Origin of the sequence: Anoxybacillus kestanbolensis, from assembly GCF_001996285.1 — a bacterium.
GTDB classification, from domain to species: domain Bacteria; phylum Bacillota; class Bacilli; order Bacillales; family Anoxybacillaceae; genus Anoxybacillus; species Anoxybacillus kestanbolensis_A.
In genome coordinates, this window is the sequence record NZ_MQAD01000010.1 from 138,292 (window position 1) to 153,389 (window position 15,098).

Genomic DNA, 15,098 nt, shown 5'->3' on the forward strand with positions numbered 1-15,098 from the left:
AAGAATTAGCGAAGAAAAAAGCGGCAGCAGCAGCGAAGGCGAAAGCGGCAGCATTGGCGAAACAAAAAGCCGCAGAGACAGGGGACTTAAGCGAAGAAGAATTAGCGAAGAAAAAAGCAGCGGCAGTAGCGAAGGCAAAAGCGGCAGCGGCCGCAAAAGCGAAAAGTGTAGATGTTAGTGAACAGAAAGAGGAAGCACCGTCGCCAAATCAGCCATATCTCGACAAATACGTCAAAGTGATTGAAGAACATCTCGGAGCAGAGGTGCTAGAAAACGCTTACATCAACCGGTTGTCGAAAGACGTACCAACGCTTGTTGCTAAAAAAGATACATATTATAAAGTGGCTGAGTTTTTAAAATATAACGAGCAACTAAGTTTTGATTATTTATCCGAATTGCACGGAACGGATTTTCAAACACATATGGAAGTGTACGTCCACTTGTATTCTTATAAAAATCGCCAGTCCGTTGCGTTGAAAGTAAAAATAGATCGCGACAATCCGGTCATTGACTCGCTTGTTCCGCTTTGGCCAGGGGCAAATTGGCCGGAGTGCGAGGCGTACGACTTGCTTGGTATTCGTTTTGAAGGCCATCCAAACCTCATTCGCATTTTCTTAGGGGAAAATTGGGTCGGCTACCCGCTCCGGAAAGATTACGAACCGTACGATATGGAGGGTTAGAGCGTGCTGAGAACAGAGGAGATGCTTTTAAACGTTGGACCGCAACATCCGAGCACGCATGGCGTGTTTCGCCTCGTGCTGAAAATTGATGGGGAAATAATTAAAGAAGCGACTCCCGTCATCGGTTATCTTCATCGCGGGACAGAAAAAATTGCGGAAAATTTGCAGTATACACAAATCATTCCGTACACAGATCGCATGGACTATTTATCGGCGATGACGAACAATTACGTTATTTGTCACGCAGTAGAAACGATGATGGGTATTGAAGTGCCAGAGCGCGCAGAATATTTACGTGTTTTAGCGATGGAGCTTGGCCGCATTGCGAGCCATCTCGTTTGGTGGGGTACGTATTTGCTTGATATTGGTGCAGTCAGCCCGTTTTTATATGCGTTTCGTGAGCGAGAAATGATTATTAATTTATTAAACGAACTATCAGGCGCGCGCTTAACGTTTAACTATATGCGTGTCGGCGGCGTGAAATGGGATGCGCCAGATGGATGGATCGACAAAGTGAAGCAGTTCGTTCCATATATGCGCAAACAGCTAGAAGGTTATCATGAACTTGTGACAGGAAATGAAATTTTCCGCAACCGTGTCATCGGCGTTGGTAAATACACGAAAGAAGAAGCGTTAGCTTATTCGTTAAGCGGCGTCAATTTACGTTGTACAGGTGTGAAATGGGACTTACGAAAAGATGAACCGTATTCCATTTACGACCGCTTTGATTTTGATGTACCTGTACGAACAGAAGGAGATTGTTTCGCCCGTTATGAATGCCGTCTCGCCGAAATTGAGCAATCGCTTCGCATTATTGAACAAGCGTGTGAGCAGTTTCCAAGTGACGGTGAGATTATGGCGAAAGTGCCGAAAATTATTAAAGCGCCACCGGGCGAGGCGTATGTGCGCATCGAGTCGCCGCGTGGCGAAATTGGTTGTTATATTGCGAGCGACGGGAAAAAAGAGCCGTACCGCTTAAAATTCCGTCGACCGTCATTTTACAATTTGCAAATCCTTCCGAAACTATTAAAAGGGGAAAATATCGCAAATTTAATTGCGATACTTGGCGCGATTGATATCGTGCTTGGGGAGGTCGATGGATGATGATGGAACAACTTTTACAGTCGACGCCGAGCTGGACAAATGTTGCGATATTTTTCGCGATTGGCGTTGGGCTGTTGCTCGTTGTATTAGGGTTTGTTACGTACGGCATTTTAGCGGAACGAAAAGTAATGGGATTTATGCAAGGACGAATCGGTCCGAACCAAGTGGGAGGTCGCTGGGGGTTATTGCAGACGGTTGCGGACGTATTAAAACTACTATTGAAAGAAGATACAATTCCAAAAGCAGCCGATCGGCCATTGTTCATTTTAGCACCGGTCATTGCGTTTGCCCCTGCGTTTATGGTGCTGGCAGCGTTGCCGTTTACGGATGCGTTACAATTTGCCGATATTGGTGTCGGGCTGTTGTATTACATTGCCGTTTCGGGATTGACGACGATTGGGGTTGTCACGGGCGCATGGGCGTCAAACAATAAATATGCGCTACTTGGAGGCATGCGCGCAGCCGCGCAAATGATTTCATACGAAGTGCCTCTCGTCATGTCGGTCATCGGTGTCATTTTGTTGTCGGGAAGCTTAAACTTAAACGACATTGTCGACGCGCAAAAAGAAGTTTGGTTTATCGTTGTGCAGCCGATTGGATTTCTCGTCTTTTTGATCGCTGCTGTGGCGGAGTTAAACCGGACGCCGTTTGACTTGCCAGAAGCGGAATCAGAGCTTGTAGCAGGTTTCCACGTTGAGTATTCTGGCTTCCGTTGGGCGTTTTTCATGCTTGCAGAGTACGTGTACTTTTTTGCGATGGCGGCATTAACGACGGTACTCTTTTTAGGAGGATGGCATCCGCTTCCGTTTCTTGACTTCATTCCAGGTGCCGTTTGGTTTGCGTTAAAGTTTAGTCTTGTCGTCTTTTTATTTATTTGGTTTCGCATTACGTTTCCGCGTGTGCGGGCCGATCAATTGATGGAGTTTGGCTGGAAAGTGTTATTGCCTGTTGCACTCGTCAACATTTTTGTAACAGCGCTTGTGAAACAACTATTTTTTTAAATAAAAAGGTGGGTGGGCAGAAATGCTCGGTTTAATGAAAGGATTAGCGTATACGCTGAAAAACTTAACAAAAGAAAAAGTGACGTACGATTATCCGAATGAACCGCTTCCGCTTCCGGATCGCTTTCGCGGCATTCAAAAGTTTTATCCGGAAAAATGTATCGTTTGCAATCAGTGTGCAAACATTTGCCCGACCGACTGTATTCAACTGACGGGCAAAAAACATCCGGACCCGACGAAAAAAGGAAAAATTATTGATACGTATGACATTAATTTTGAAATTTGTATTTTATGCGACTTATGTACGGAAGTATGTCCGACCGAGGCGATTGTCATGACGAACAACTTTGAATTAGCAGAATATAGCCGCGATGAATTGTTTAAAGATTTAACGTGGTTAGATGAAAATGATACGAACGTGCGGAAGGTGAATAAGCCATGAGTGGACAATATATTGCGTTTTTCGTTCTTTCGCTCATTGCGCTCGGCGGCGGCATTTTTATGTTAAATTTAAACAAAGTCGTCCATATGGTCGTCGCGCTCGTCTTTACGTTCGTCAGCATCGCCGGCATTTACGTACTTTTATCAGCTGAATTTGTCGCAGCTGTTCAAGTGCTTATTTACTCTGGCGCCATTACAATCATTATGTTATTTGGCATTATGCTGACGCGCCACCAAGATGACGGACAATCGACAGGAAGCCCGCTTCGTAAAGCGCTCGCGTTGCTCGGTACGGTAGCATTCGGTGCGGTTATGTACATCGGCATTCGCACGCTTGATTTCGGTACGGAAGCGGTCGGACTTCATGAAAACAATACGGAACAAATCGGAATTGCGATGTATTCGAAATATGTCATTCCGTTTGAACTTGCCTCTGTTTTGTTGCTTGTCGCATTAATTGGCGCGGTCATTTTAGCGAAAAAAGATGATAAGGAGGCGGGAGAATGAGCGTACCGTTATCCGCCTATCTCGTATTTGCGCTTATGTTATTTTGCATCGGGTTGTACGGGGCGCTAACAAAACGCAATACGGTCATTGTGCTCATTTGTATTGAGCTCATGTTAAATGCTGTAAACGTCAACTTAGTCGCATTTAGCAAATACGGGATGAATCCAGGCATCACAGGTCAAGTGTTTTCGCTCTTTACGATTACTGTTGCTGCGGCAGAAGCAGCGGTCGGATTAGCCATTTTAATTGCGCTATACCGCAACCGTAAAACGATTCATATTGATGAAGTCGATACGATGAAACGATAAAGGATGGGAAACAAAGGGGTTAATATATAAACGCACCTGAAAAAGGGGATGATTGAACGATGATGGAAAACGCATGGCTCATACCGCTTTTTCCGTTCGTATCGTTTGTTGTGCTGCTTGTTGTGGGCAAGCAGCTAAAAGAACGAAGCGCGTATGTCGGAATGTTGTTGACGTTTCTTTCGCTCGTTTTGGCTCTCGGGACGTTGTACGAGCGATGGACGGCACCAACATACAAACAAGCATACACATGGCTAACAATTGGGGATGTGGATATAACGGTCGGATTTGAGGTGAATGCATTAAATGCATTAATGCTAGTTGTCGTATCGCTTGTTAGTTTTCTCGTACATACGTATGCGAAAGGGTATATGCATGGTGATGAGCGCTTTCCGGTGTTTTATGCATATTTAGGCTTATTTACTTTTGCGATGCTTGGGCTCGTCATATCGCCTAACTTATTGCAAACGTACATGTTTTGGGAGCTTGTCGGTCTCGGCTCGTTCTTATTGATCGGATTTTATTTTTACAAAGAAGAAGCAAAAGCTGCAGCGAAAAAAGCGTTTATTATGACGCGCATCGGGGATGTCGGCTTGCTGATCGGCATGATTTTATTGTTCCTTGAAGTAGGAAGCTTTGAATATGAAGCCATTTTTGCCGCGTTACAAAACGGAAATATATCGACTACAATCATCACGTTAAGCGCCATTCTTATTTTCGTTGGCGCCGTCGGAAAATCAGGTCAATTTCCGCTTCATACGTGGCTTCCGGATGCGATGGAAGGTCCAACGCCTGTATCCGCATTAATTCACGCGGCGACAATGGTTGCGGCTGGGGTATATTTAGTGGCGGCATTGTTCCCGCTTTATGAAGCGAGCGAGACGGCGATGATGACCGTCGCTTACGTCGGTGGATTTACCGCTATTTTTGCAGCGTCCATCGGCTTAGTACAAACAGACATTAAACGTGTGCTCGCGTATTCTACAGTCAGCCAGCTCGGCTACATGATGTTGGCGCTCGGTTCAGCTGGATATGTCGCAGGCATCTTTCATTTGATGACGCATGCATTTTTTAAAGCGCTCCTCTTTTTAGCGGCAGGTAGCGTCATTCATGCGGTGCATACGCAAAACATTGAACAAATGGGCGGATTATGGAAAAAGATGAAATGGACCGCTCCGCTCTTTTTAATCGGAACGTTAGCGATTAGCGGGTTTCCGTTGTTCTCAGGCTTTTTCAGCAAAGACGAAATTTTACTTGCCGCGTGGACGCACGGGCACGTCGGCTTATTTATCGTCGCTGTTATCGCTGCCTTTTTCACAGCGTTTTATATGTTCCGTTTATTTTTCCTTGTATTTGCAGGGGAAGCGCGAACGAACGTCCACGACGTTCACGAATCACCAATGGTTATGGTGCTTCCGATGATTGTGCTCGGCGTGCTTGCTGTCGTTTCTGGCTACGTCCAAACACCGTGGGGAGCGTTTTTAGGCGAATGGTTGACGGAAGGAACGAACTGGCATGCACATGCGGAAGGACCGAGCTGGATTATGATTGTTGCAACAATCGTTTCATTATGCGGCATTGCGCTCGCATGGCTCATATATGGCAAACAGGCAATCGCTCGCGACTGGCTATCGTCGCGTTTCCCGATGACGTACAACGTGCTTATGAATAAATATTACGTCGACGAGTTTTACGGACTGACTGTCATGCGCGCGACCGCATTCATTGGCTTGTTGTTTGAATACATCGATCGTTTCCTCGTCGAAGGAATAGCTCGGTCGCTTGCAGCAGCTACGCGCGGTATCGGACGAATCGGTTCGCGTCTACAAAACGGTCAAGTACAAATGTATGGCACAGTGACGATCGTTGCTTTAGCAATTCTCGTCGTCATTTTTGCGGTGACAGGGGGGTATTTATAATGCAGCCATACTTTTTATCGCTCTTAATTTTCTCCCCGCTTTTAGGTATACTCGTTCTTTCCTTGATTTCGAAAGAGCAAGAAAAAGCGATTAAATGGCTCGGTGTGTTGGCGACGTTGCCATCGTTATGTTTATCGTTGTTTGCTTTTTGGCAATATCAAAACGGGTATGATATAAGCCAGCTGACAGAAAAGCGTTCATGGATTCGATTTGGCGATTTTCCGTTTTTAAGGGAAACGGATTTTACGGTCGCGTACGAACTGCACGTCGATGGTTTTGCGCTCGTCATGATCGTGCTAACAACTATTTTAGCAACGCTCGCTGCGCTTGCTTCCATATCCATTCAAAAAGAATGGAAAGGCTATTTTCAACTGTTTTTATTGCTTGAAATCGGCATGCTTGGCGTTTTTGCGGCAAGCAACCTCGTTCTCTTTTTCATCTTTCTCGAATTGACGCTCATTCCGATGTTTTTCTTAATCGGAAAATGGGGCTATTTCGAAAAAGAAAAAGCAGCGTATAGTTATTTAATTTATAACGGGCTCGGTTCAGCTGTTTTGTTAATTGTGATCGCTATTTTGTTCGCCCGCACCGGCACAGCGAATATCGCGGAGTTGCGCCACATATTGACGGACCCGATTGCGCAAATGCAAACCATTTCGCCAATTTCCGACGATCTTCGTTACGGATTGTTTATCGCCTTGCTTGTTGCATTTGGGGTAAAATTGCCGATCGTGCCGCTCCATCGTTGGATGTTGCGCGTGCACGTACAAGCGCCACCGTCTGTCGTCATGCTGCACGCAGGGGTTTTGTTAAAAATTGGTGCTTTTGGTCTCGTTCGTATCGCCCTCGGATTATTTCCCGGGCAATTCCAGCAATTTTCGACATGGCTCATCGTTTTAGGAGTTGTAAATTTATTGTACGGTGCGTTTTTAGCGTTTAGACAAACCGATTTTAAAATGGTGCTCGCTTACTCAAGTGTATCGCATATGGGCATTGTATTGATCGGTCTTGGATCTCTTAATGAAGCGGGAATGCAAGGGGCGATTTTTCAAGCGGTGTCACACGGATTTATCGCGGCGTTCTTATTCTTCTTCGTCGGGGTCATGTACGAGCGGACGCGCACGACGACGCTCGCCCGTTTAGGTGGAATGGCAAAAACGATGCCGTATGCATCAGGATTTATTCTTGCTGGAGCGATGGCTTCGCTCGGCTTGCCGGGGACGTCAGGATTTATTAGCGAGTTTATGGCGTTTGTTGGTGCGTTTCGAGCCGAGCCTTTATTAGCGGCGATCGGTACGCTCGGCATTATTATGACAGCAGTGTACTTGTTGCGGGCGGTGCTTCGCATAACATTCGGGCAAACAACAGTCACAAACGTTCACGATTTACGTGGTATCGAATGGGTGCCAGCCATTAGTTTACTGTTGTTTATTGTTATTATTGGAGTATATCCGAACGTGTTGGCGATGCCGCTGCAGACGACGATTGAAACGATGATGAACGGGTTAGGGGGTTGATGAGATGGATTTCGAAACATTACTTAGTTATCAATGGGGCGTCATGATGCCGGAATTTATCATTCTCGGCGTGGCGGTTGCGCTCTCGCTCATCGACCTATTTATGCCCGAAGATCGCAACCGGCGCCTGCTAGGGCTGTTCGCTTTCGTTGGCGTCGCCGTTTCGTTCGTATCGTTGCTTGGGTTATGGACGACTGATGTTACATCCATTTTAGATGATACGTTTCGCCTTGATTCGTTTGCGAAATCGTTTAAAGCGTTATTGCTCATCGGTAGTGCGCTCGTGTTACTTCTTGCGATTCATTACGAACCGAATGAGCGCATCGCCTACCGCGGTGAATTTTACTACTTATTTTTAACAGCTCTCCTCGGCGCGATGATGATGGCGTCGAGCGGTGATCTTATAACGCTCTTTGTCGGTCTTGAACTGTTGTCCATTTCTTCTTATATTCTTGTTGCGATTCGGAAAAAACATACGTTAGCGAATGAAGCTGCGCTAAAATACGTCATTACAGGAAGTATCGCAACAGCCATTACGTTGTTCGGAATGAGCTACATATTTGGCTTTACCGGATCGACAAATATAAAAGAAATTGCCCAGCAACTCGCAAGCACGTACGATGAAAACCATCAATACATTTTATCGGTTGCCTTTTTGCTTACGTTTGTTGGATTATCGTTTAAATTAGCATCTGCTCCGTTTCATATGTGGGCGCCAGACGTATACCAAGGCGCAACGACGCCAGTTGTCTCCTTTTTAAGCGTTGTGTCGAAAACGGCAGGATTTATCATCGTCTTGCGCCTCATCGTCTCTGTATTTGCGCAAACGCCAGCCGGAAGTTCCGCTTCCATGTTGATGACGCTTGCGCCGTACATCGCTTTTTTAGCAGGAGCAACGATGATTATCGGCAATACGATTGCCCTTCGACAACGAAACGTGAAGCGTATGCTCGCATATTCAAGCGTGGCGCATGCCGGGTACGTATTAGTCGCTTTTGCAAGCTTATCGATGTTTATGTTTGAAGCGATTTGGTTTTACTTATTGGCGTATTTGTTTATGACGATCGGAGCATTTGCCATTTTACAAGTCGTTTCTCAACATCATGATGATGAAGATATAAGCATATTTGCCGGTTTGTACCGCCGCTCGCCGCTTATGGCGATTGCGATGACAATCTTTTTACTATCGCTTGCAGGTATCCCAGGAACAGCTGGATTTATCGGGAAAATGAATATTTTCCTCGGCGCATTCGTCGTGGAGCCGGCACATTACGTGCTTGCGTCGATTATGGTGATCACAACGGTCATCTCTTACGTATATTACTTTGGAATTTTCGTACAAATGTTTTTCCGACCTGTCGAACATACGCACCGATTAGAGTGGCCACCTGGGGTCATTGCGGTTGTCGTTATTTGTATCATCGGCACCGTTTTATTAGGGGTGTTTCCAAACATCGCTTACGATTTCCTTGCACCGTTTGAACATTTTAGCGATTTTCTTCAATAAGACGTATAATGGAAGGGGTTTACCCTTCCATTTTCTTTTGTGAAAGGAGGAATAAGCGTGGAAGTATTCGGACAAGAGGCGTTAATTAGTTTACTTTCTCATTTATTTTTTATTACGGTGACGTGGTGGACGTTACAAGCGGTTCGACTTGAAGTCATTTTCAAACCAAATCGTATCATTCAAGCGCGCGTCTTTTACATTTTAATTACGATTGCCATTGGATCATTAGTGAGCAACTTCTTTTTAGATTATTTACGCTGGTCGCGTCAGTTGCCATTTTTACTTTAAACGCGAGCGTTGTCGATTTTTTTCACGTATGTTCCCTTCCGATCTGGCAACAATAAAGCTAAGGAGAGGAAGGGGAAAAAAGATGAGAAAAAGATGGTTGGCACTCGTTATTTTTTGTTTGTTATTAAGTGGTTATCGGATGTATGATGGTGAACGTGTCGAAAGAGAAATAACGAAAATAAACGACATGCTCGGCGTATTTGACGCTCATCATATTTACCTCAAACGATGGAACGTCTACGCCAAAGAGCAAGTACTTACCAATGACCCTCACAACTGGATCCAACAATACGTGAGAACATGGTCCTCTTTTCGTTGGACGGTTGAACCGCACAAGATGATTGGCAAACGTGAAACCTCCGCTTACGTTGAAACGATTCAACTTATCACGGTCGCTCATCATCCAGCTGTCCTTGTTTTATACGAAGCAACCGGTTCAACGTGGAATAAACAACTCGAACGCACGCTCGTCCGACAAACGACAAAATTATTCGAAAAACCTACATTTTTCACTTGTATTACAGGGGAATTTGATGATAAGATGAAAGGTGTTTTGTTTGACAAGGCGGTTCGCTTGCTTGCTTCATTTCAAGCGCAACCGATCGAATCATTGCGTGAAGAGACATTTGTCTCCGTCTCAGCATATACTGAGCAGTGGAAGACATCACTTTCTGTCGGACAACAACAAATGAATCTTCAACTGGCGTTACGACAAAACGGATTGGGCGCGCGAACGACCGTTGTCATTGGCACCCCAATCATAACAGCTGAATATTAATATAGAGACTTTGGACGCGGAGGGGAATGCCTTGGAAAAAATCATCGTCCGCGGCGGGAAGCGGTTGAGCGGCACAGTGAAAGTGGAAGGTGCGAAAAACGCTGTGTTGCCTGTCATCGCCGCAACATTATTAGCGAGTGAAGGAAAGAGCGTCATTTACGATGTACCTGAACTCTCCGATGTATATACGATTAGTGAAGTGTTGCGTCATTTACAAGCGGACGTAACGGTTGGCAACAACAAAATTGTCGTTGATGCATCTGGAGAGCTAAGCATTGAAGCTCCTTTTGAATATGTACGAAAAATGCGCGCATCTGTATTAGTGATGGGACCGTTGCTTGCGCGTAAAGGCCGCGCGCGCGTGGCGCTACCGGGTGGCTGTGCGATCGGATCACGCCCGATTGATCAACATTTAAAAGGATTTGAAGCGATGGGTGCGACGGTGAAAATCGGGAACGGTTTCATCGATGCTGAAGTAAATGGAAAGTTACGCGGTGCGAAAATTTATTTAGACTTCCCGAGCGTTGGTGCGACGGAAAACATCATGATGGCGGCCGTGTTAGCTGAAGGCACAACGATCATCGAAAACTGTGCGAAAGAACCAGAAATCGTTGACTTGGCGAACTTTTTAAACGCCATGGGTGCGAAAGTGCGCGGGGCTGGAACAGGCACGATTCGCATTGATGGTGTTACTACATTATATGGTGCTGAGCATACAGTTATTCCTGATCGCATTGAAGCCGGAACGTTTATGATTGCCGCTGCCATTACAGGCGGAAACGTCCTTGTACAAGGTGCGGTGCCAGAACATTTAACGTCGTTAATCGCAAAGCTCGAGGAAATGGGTGTCACGATCGTTGAAGAAGATAGCGGTTTGCGCGTCATTGCGCCAGACAAATTAAAAGCGGTAGACGTCAAAACGATGCCGCATCCCGGCTTTCCAACAGATATGCAATCACAAATGATGGCGCTATTGATGAAAGCAGAAGGCACAAGCATGGTAACAGAAACGGTATTTGAAAACCGCTTTATGCATGTCGAAGAATTTCGTCGCATGAATGCTGACATGAAAATTGAAGGCCGTTCGGTCATTATTAACGGTCCATGCAACTTGCAAGGGGCGGAAGTAGCCGCAACGGACTTGCGTGCAGCTGCTGCGCTTATTTTAGCCGGGCTAGCAGCGGAAGGATATACGCGCGTAACGGAGCTGAAACATTTAGATCGCGGTTACGTTCGTTTTCATGAAAAGTTAGCCGCTCTAGGTGCTGACATCGAGCGTGTCCGCGAGGATGTCGATACGGCACAAACACAAATGACAGACGTTGGATGAACATAAAAGCGACCGTTTGCGGAGGCGAATGGTCGTTTTTTGCATATATGCTTGTCCCCTCGCATACAGTTTAGTAATGACAAAGGGGGGATCGGATTGCGACAATGGATCATCGCAACAATAACATTATTTACACTTATTTTACTTATTCCTGCGTTAGTCGTTTTAGCGTTTGGGGAAAAGCAAAGCACACCCCTTTCGGCCGAACCGAAGCACGTTCAAGCGCGCGATGAACCGATCGTGGAAGTGGCAGTGTACCGAAGTAAAGAAAAAAAGGTCGAACGGCTTCCGCTTGAACAATATGTCGTTGGCGTCGTAGCAGCAGAAATGCCAGCGGAATTTGAAATGGAAGCGTTAAAAGCTCAGGCGCTTACCGCAAGAACGTATATCGTGAAACAGCTTATGCATAACCAACCGATTCAACTACCCGAGGGAGCGAACGTGACGGACACGGTTATGCATCAAGTATATTATAACGACGAGCAATTAAAAGAAATGTGGGGAATTAGTTACGAATGGAAAATAAAAAAAATTAAAGAAGCGGTCGAGGCAACGAGAGGACAAATTTTAACGTACAACAACGAGCCGATTGAAGCGGCGTTTTTCTCGACAAGCAACGGCTATACGGAAAACTCAGAAGCGTATTGGCAAAACGCGTTTCCGTATTTAACGAGCGTCGAAAGCCCGTGGGATGAACAGTCGCCAAAGTTTTACGAACAAGTGACGTTATCGGTTCGCGAATTTGAACAACGGCTCGGGGTGAAACTGCCAAAAGACGGATCCGTTGGAAAAGTGCTTGCACGCACGCCGGGAAAACGCGTCGCTCTTGTTGATATTAACGGGAAACAGCTCACTGGTCGTGACGTGCGCGAAAAGTTGCAGTTAAGATCAACCGATTTTACGTGGGAGAGGAAAGGAAATAACATCGTCATTACGACGAAAGGATACGGTCACGGCGTCGGGATGAGTCAATACGGGGCGAACTTTTTAGCGAAACAAGGAAAAACGTATAAAGAGATTGTCAAATATTATTATCAAGGGGTACAAATTCACGATATATCGCTTGTCGCTTCAAAATTTTGAAGCGGCAAATTTTTTTATTTTTACGTGTATAAATGTGCTTCTTTCTGTTCACAATGGTTGCTGAGGTGATGAACATGAAAGAAGAAAACAAAAAAGTTTCAAAGTTGTTCCGTAAACGATGGGTTGTTCCTTCCGTTTATTTGTTAAGCGCAGCGCTTATTTTAACAGGTGTGCTTTGGTTCCAAAACAAAACAAACGATATTGTCCAGCCACCTGTCGATGAGCAAACAGAACAAGGAACGGCGGTGAATGAACCAGAATCTGTTCCGGTACAACAAGCGGTTGAACAAATCATTATGCCTGTCCTTGATCCAAACGCTGTTGAAATCGCAAAACCATTTTACGATTTTCATGCATCAGCCGAAGAACAAGAAGCTGCTCTCGTCTCTTATAATGATGAATATTATCCGAACAAAGGTGTCGACATCGCGATGAAAAACGGCGAAAGTTTTGATGTGACCGCATCGTTAAGCGGAACAGTCGTCAAAGTAGAAAAAGACCCGCTCTTTGGCTACGTCGTTCATATTCAACATGATCGCGGCGTTGTGACGGTATATCAATCATTAAAAGACGTACAAGTGAAAACAGGCGACACAGTAAAACAAGGACAAGTGATCGCAAAGGCAGGCACAAGCGAGTTTAATAAAGAAGCAGGCGTCCACGTCCATTTTGAAATTCGAAAAGACGGACAAGCGGTGAACCCTGTCGCTTACTTCGATCAACCGCTAAGCGCATTAGAAAACAAAGAACAACAAACAACGGAACAACAAGAAACAAATCAAAACGAAACAGAAAAACAACAAAGCGATCCGTCAAGCACCGTTCCAGATGCTTCGATCGGAATGGCAAGAACATGAACAGATGGGCAAAATGCTCATCTGTTCGCTTTTTTATGGAATATATTTTCTTCTTCCCTAATACACTATTACAAACTTGAACAACGAGGGTGTTTGAGGTGAGATGAACGATTAATAGATGACATTGACGATTTTGTTATAAACGAGTAAACGCCACTGCGCCAAACGCCTTACACGTCTCATTTCACACTTCTCACATCCAACTTAGGGAGGGCGAGCAGTGTGCACGATTACATCAAAGAGCGTACAATCAAGATTGGCAAGTACATCGTGGAGACGAGAAAAACCGTTCGCGTCATCGCGAAAGAGTTCGGTGTGTCCAAAAGCACCGTCCATAAAGACTTAACGGAACGGCTTCCAGAAATTAATCCCGAATTAGCGAATGAAGTGAAAGAAATTTTAGATTACCATAAATCCATTCGCCATTTGCGTGGAGGAGAAGCGACAAAGAAAAAGTATAAAAAAGAAACGGAGCAAGCGACGTAAATTTGTTGTTCCCCTTGTCAAAAATATTCTCTTTTTTTCGTCATCGTTGTGGTAGAATGTTTTATTAGGAGAAATGGCAAGGAGGAACGTACATGTTTTTAGCAAGAGATATCGGCATCGATCTCGGCACGGCGAACGTGTTGATTTATGTGAAAGGAAAAGGCATTGTATTAAACGAGCCTTCCGTCGTTGCGATTGACCAGCATACGAAACGAGTGTTGGCGGTCGGAGAAGAGGCGCGGCGCATGGTTGGGCGCACGCCTGGGCATATTGTTGCCATTCGTCCGTTAAAAGACGGGGTGATTGCAGATTTTGAAATTACGGAAGCGATGCTAAAACATTTTTTAAGCAAACTCAATTTAAAAGGATGGTTTGCTAAACCGCGCATTTTAATTTGCTGTCCAACAAACATTACGTCCGTCGAACGAAAAGCGATTAAAGAAGCGGCAGAAAAAAGCGGCGGAAAAAAAGTGTACTTAGAAGAAGAACCGAAAGTAGCAGCGATTGGCGCAGGGATGGATATTTTTCAACCTTCTGGGAACATGGTCATCGATATTGGCGGAGGTACGACGGACGTTGCCGTATTATCGATGGGTGATATCGTCACATCCGCATCCATTAAAGTAGCGGGCGATAAATTTGACCAAGAAATTTTAAGTTATATTAAACGAGAATATAAACTATTAATCGGTGAGCGAACAGCGGAAGAAATTAAAATCAATATCGCGACTGTTTTCCCGAATGCGCGCGATGAAGCGATGGACATTCGCGGTCGCGATTTAGTAACAGGCTTACCAAGAACGATTACGATTCGCTCCGGTGAAATTGAAAAGGCGCTACGCGAAACGGTATATACGATCGTCCAAACAGCAAAAAGCGTCCTTGAGCGCACACCGCCAGAACTATCAGCCGACATTATTGACCGCGGTGTTTTCTTAACAGGAGGTGGGGCATTGCTTCACGGCATCGACCAACTGCTTGCGCAAGAATTAAAAGTGCCTGTCTTTATTGCCGAAAATCCGATGGATTGCGTAGCGATCGGCACAGGATTAATGCTTGATAACATCGACAAAGCTCCATATCGTCAACCTGTATAGGTACCATTGGGAAATGGTACCTATTCGCTTTTTCCCCACTTTTCTTTTATAATGAAAGTAGTGTAAAAACGGTTAGGGGGCTTTTGACTGTTCATGATAAATGTATAAATATTTATAAAAATTTTATAAAAATCTGATGATCATTTTATGTGAAAAAAGTCAAAAAGGGGCTGGGAGAAGATGATTCGCACGTACAAA

16 protein-coding genes are annotated in these 15,098 nt (G+C 45.1%); all 16 read left to right on the forward strand.

The annotated features are described in order from the left end of the window. Positions 1-680, forward strand: a 680-nt coding sequence (locus BO219_RS08245) for an NADH-quinone oxidoreductase subunit C (protein ID WP_226373794.1), incomplete at its 5' end; no start/stop codon positions are given. A gap of 3 nt (positions 681-683) precedes the next feature. Further along, the gene (locus tag BO219_RS08250; protein ID WP_035019874.1) at positions 684-1,784 is read left to right on the forward strand and encodes an NADH-quinone oxidoreductase subunit D; all 1,101 of its coding nucleotides are present in this window, start codon (positions 684-686) and stop codon (positions 1,782-1,784) included. Then, positions 1,784-2,785 carry an NADH-quinone oxidoreductase subunit NuoH gene (gene nuoH, locus BO219_RS08255; RefSeq protein WP_006319897.1) on the forward strand — a complete coding sequence of 334 codons (1,002 nt, stop codon included), beginning with the start codon at positions 1,784-1,786 and terminating at the stop codon, positions 2,783-2,785. Before BO219_RS08250 ends, nuoH begins: the two co-directional genes overlap by 1 nt. Positions 2,786-2,807: 22 nt before the next feature. Beyond that, positions 2,808-3,227, forward strand: coding sequence for an NADH-quinone oxidoreductase subunit NuoI (gene nuoI / locus BO219_RS08260; RefSeq protein WP_003396988.1), 420 nt, complete (start codon positions 2,808-2,810; stop codon positions 3,225-3,227). Further along, positions 3,224-3,733: an NADH-quinone oxidoreductase subunit J gene (locus BO219_RS08265; RefSeq protein ID WP_077429175.1), complete on the forward strand. Its 510-nt coding sequence runs from the start codon at positions 3,224-3,226 to the stop codon at positions 3,731-3,733. Before nuoI ends, BO219_RS08265 begins: the two co-directional genes overlap by 4 nt. Further along, entirely contained in the window at positions 3,730-4,041 is a 312-nt protein-coding gene (gene nuoK, locus BO219_RS08270) for an NADH-quinone oxidoreductase subunit NuoK (RefSeq protein WP_077429176.1), read from the forward strand. The genes BO219_RS08265 and nuoK overlap by 4 nt, the downstream gene beginning before the upstream one ends. A gap of 59 nt (positions 4,042-4,100) precedes the next feature. Next, positions 4,101-5,957, forward strand: a complete 1,857-nt coding sequence (gene nuoL / locus BO219_RS08275) for an NADH-quinone oxidoreductase subunit L (RefSeq protein ID WP_077429177.1) — start codon at positions 4,101-4,103, stop codon at positions 5,955-5,957. Next, positions 5,957-7,474, forward strand: a complete 1,518-nt coding sequence (locus tag BO219_RS08280) for an NADH-quinone oxidoreductase subunit M (protein WP_077429178.1) — start codon at positions 5,957-5,959, stop codon at positions 7,472-7,474. Before nuoL ends, BO219_RS08280 begins: the two co-directional genes overlap by 1 nt. A gap of 4 nt (positions 7,475-7,478) precedes the next feature. Next, a complete protein-coding gene (gene nuoN, locus BO219_RS08285) occupies positions 7,479-8,981 on the forward strand; it encodes an NADH-quinone oxidoreductase subunit NuoN (RefSeq protein WP_077429179.1) in 1,503 nt (500 codons plus the stop codon). Positions 8,982-9,038: 57 nt separating this feature from the next. Continuing rightward, entirely contained in the window at positions 9,039-9,269 is a 231-nt protein-coding gene (locus BO219_RS08290) for a DUF1146 family protein (RefSeq protein WP_164875846.1), read from the forward strand. Between the two features lie 82 nt (positions 9,270-9,351). Further along, positions 9,352-10,047, forward strand: coding sequence for a YwmB family TATA-box binding protein (locus tag BO219_RS08295; RefSeq protein WP_077429181.1), 696 nt, complete (start codon positions 9,352-9,354; stop codon positions 10,045-10,047). Positions 10,048-10,078: 31 nt separating this feature from the next. Next, the gene (gene murA, locus BO219_RS08300; protein ID WP_064220715.1) at positions 10,079-11,377 is read left to right on the forward strand and encodes a UDP-N-acetylglucosamine 1-carboxyvinyltransferase; all 1,299 of its coding nucleotides are present in this window, start codon (positions 10,079-10,081) and stop codon (positions 11,375-11,377) included. Between the two features lie 96 nt (positions 11,378-11,473). Continuing rightward, positions 11,474-12,460: a stage II sporulation protein D gene (gene spoIID / locus BO219_RS08305; RefSeq protein ID WP_077429182.1), complete on the forward strand. Its 987-nt coding sequence runs from the start codon at positions 11,474-11,476 to the stop codon at positions 12,458-12,460. 74 nt (positions 12,461-12,534) lie between these two features. After that, entirely contained in the window at positions 12,535-13,317 is a 783-nt protein-coding gene (locus BO219_RS08310) for a stage II sporulation protein SpoIIQ (RefSeq protein WP_226373795.1), read from the forward strand. Positions 13,318-13,539: 222 nt separating this feature from the next. Continuing rightward, positions 13,540-13,803, forward strand: coding sequence for a sporulation transcriptional regulator SpoIIID (gene spoIIID, locus BO219_RS08315; protein WP_003396966.1), 264 nt, complete (start codon positions 13,540-13,542; stop codon positions 13,801-13,803). Positions 13,804-13,895: 92 nt separating this feature from the next. Next, a complete protein-coding gene (gene mreB / locus BO219_RS08320) occupies positions 13,896-14,900 on the forward strand; it encodes a rod shape-determining protein (protein ID WP_077429184.1) in 1,005 nt (334 codons plus the stop codon). Positions 14,901-15,098: the final 198 nt, after the last annotated feature.

What these genes read in the sequence shown, in the direction of transcription:
- nuoN (WP_077429179.1), top strand. Translation starts at nt 7,479, where the DNA reads ATGGATTTCGAAACATTACTTAGTTATCAATGGGGCGTCATGATGCCG.
- BO219_RS08265 (WP_077429175.1), top strand. Translation starts at nt 3,224, where the DNA reads ATGAGTGGACAATATATTGCGTTTTTCGTTCTTTCGCTCATTGCGCTC.
- BO219_RS08295 (WP_077429181.1), top strand. Translation starts at nt 9,352, where the DNA reads ATGAGAAAAAGATGGTTGGCACTCGTTATTTTTTGTTTGTTATTAAGT.
- nuoL (WP_077429177.1), top strand. Translation starts at nt 4,101, where the DNA reads ATGATGGAAAACGCATGGCTCATACCGCTTTTTCCGTTCGTATCGTTT.
- nuoK (WP_077429176.1), top strand. Translation starts at nt 3,730, where the DNA reads ATGAGCGTACCGTTATCCGCCTATCTCGTATTTGCGCTTATGTTATTT.
- mreB (WP_077429184.1), top strand. Translation starts at nt 13,896, where the DNA reads ATGTTTTTAGCAAGAGATATCGGCATCGATCTCGGCACGGCGAACGTG.
- BO219_RS08280 (WP_077429178.1), top strand. Translation starts at nt 5,957, where the DNA reads ATGCAGCCATACTTTTTATCGCTCTTAATTTTCTCCCCGCTTTTAGGT.
- nuoI (WP_003396988.1), top strand. Translation starts at nt 2,808, where the DNA reads ATGCTCGGTTTAATGAAAGGATTAGCGTATACGCTGAAAAACTTAACA.
- BO219_RS08310 (WP_226373795.1), top strand. Translation starts at nt 12,535, where the DNA reads ATGAAAGAAGAAAACAAAAAAGTTTCAAAGTTGTTCCGTAAACGATGG.
- nuoH (WP_006319897.1), top strand. Translation starts at nt 1,784, where the DNA reads ATGATGGAACAACTTTTACAGTCGACGCCGAGCTGGACAAATGTTGCG.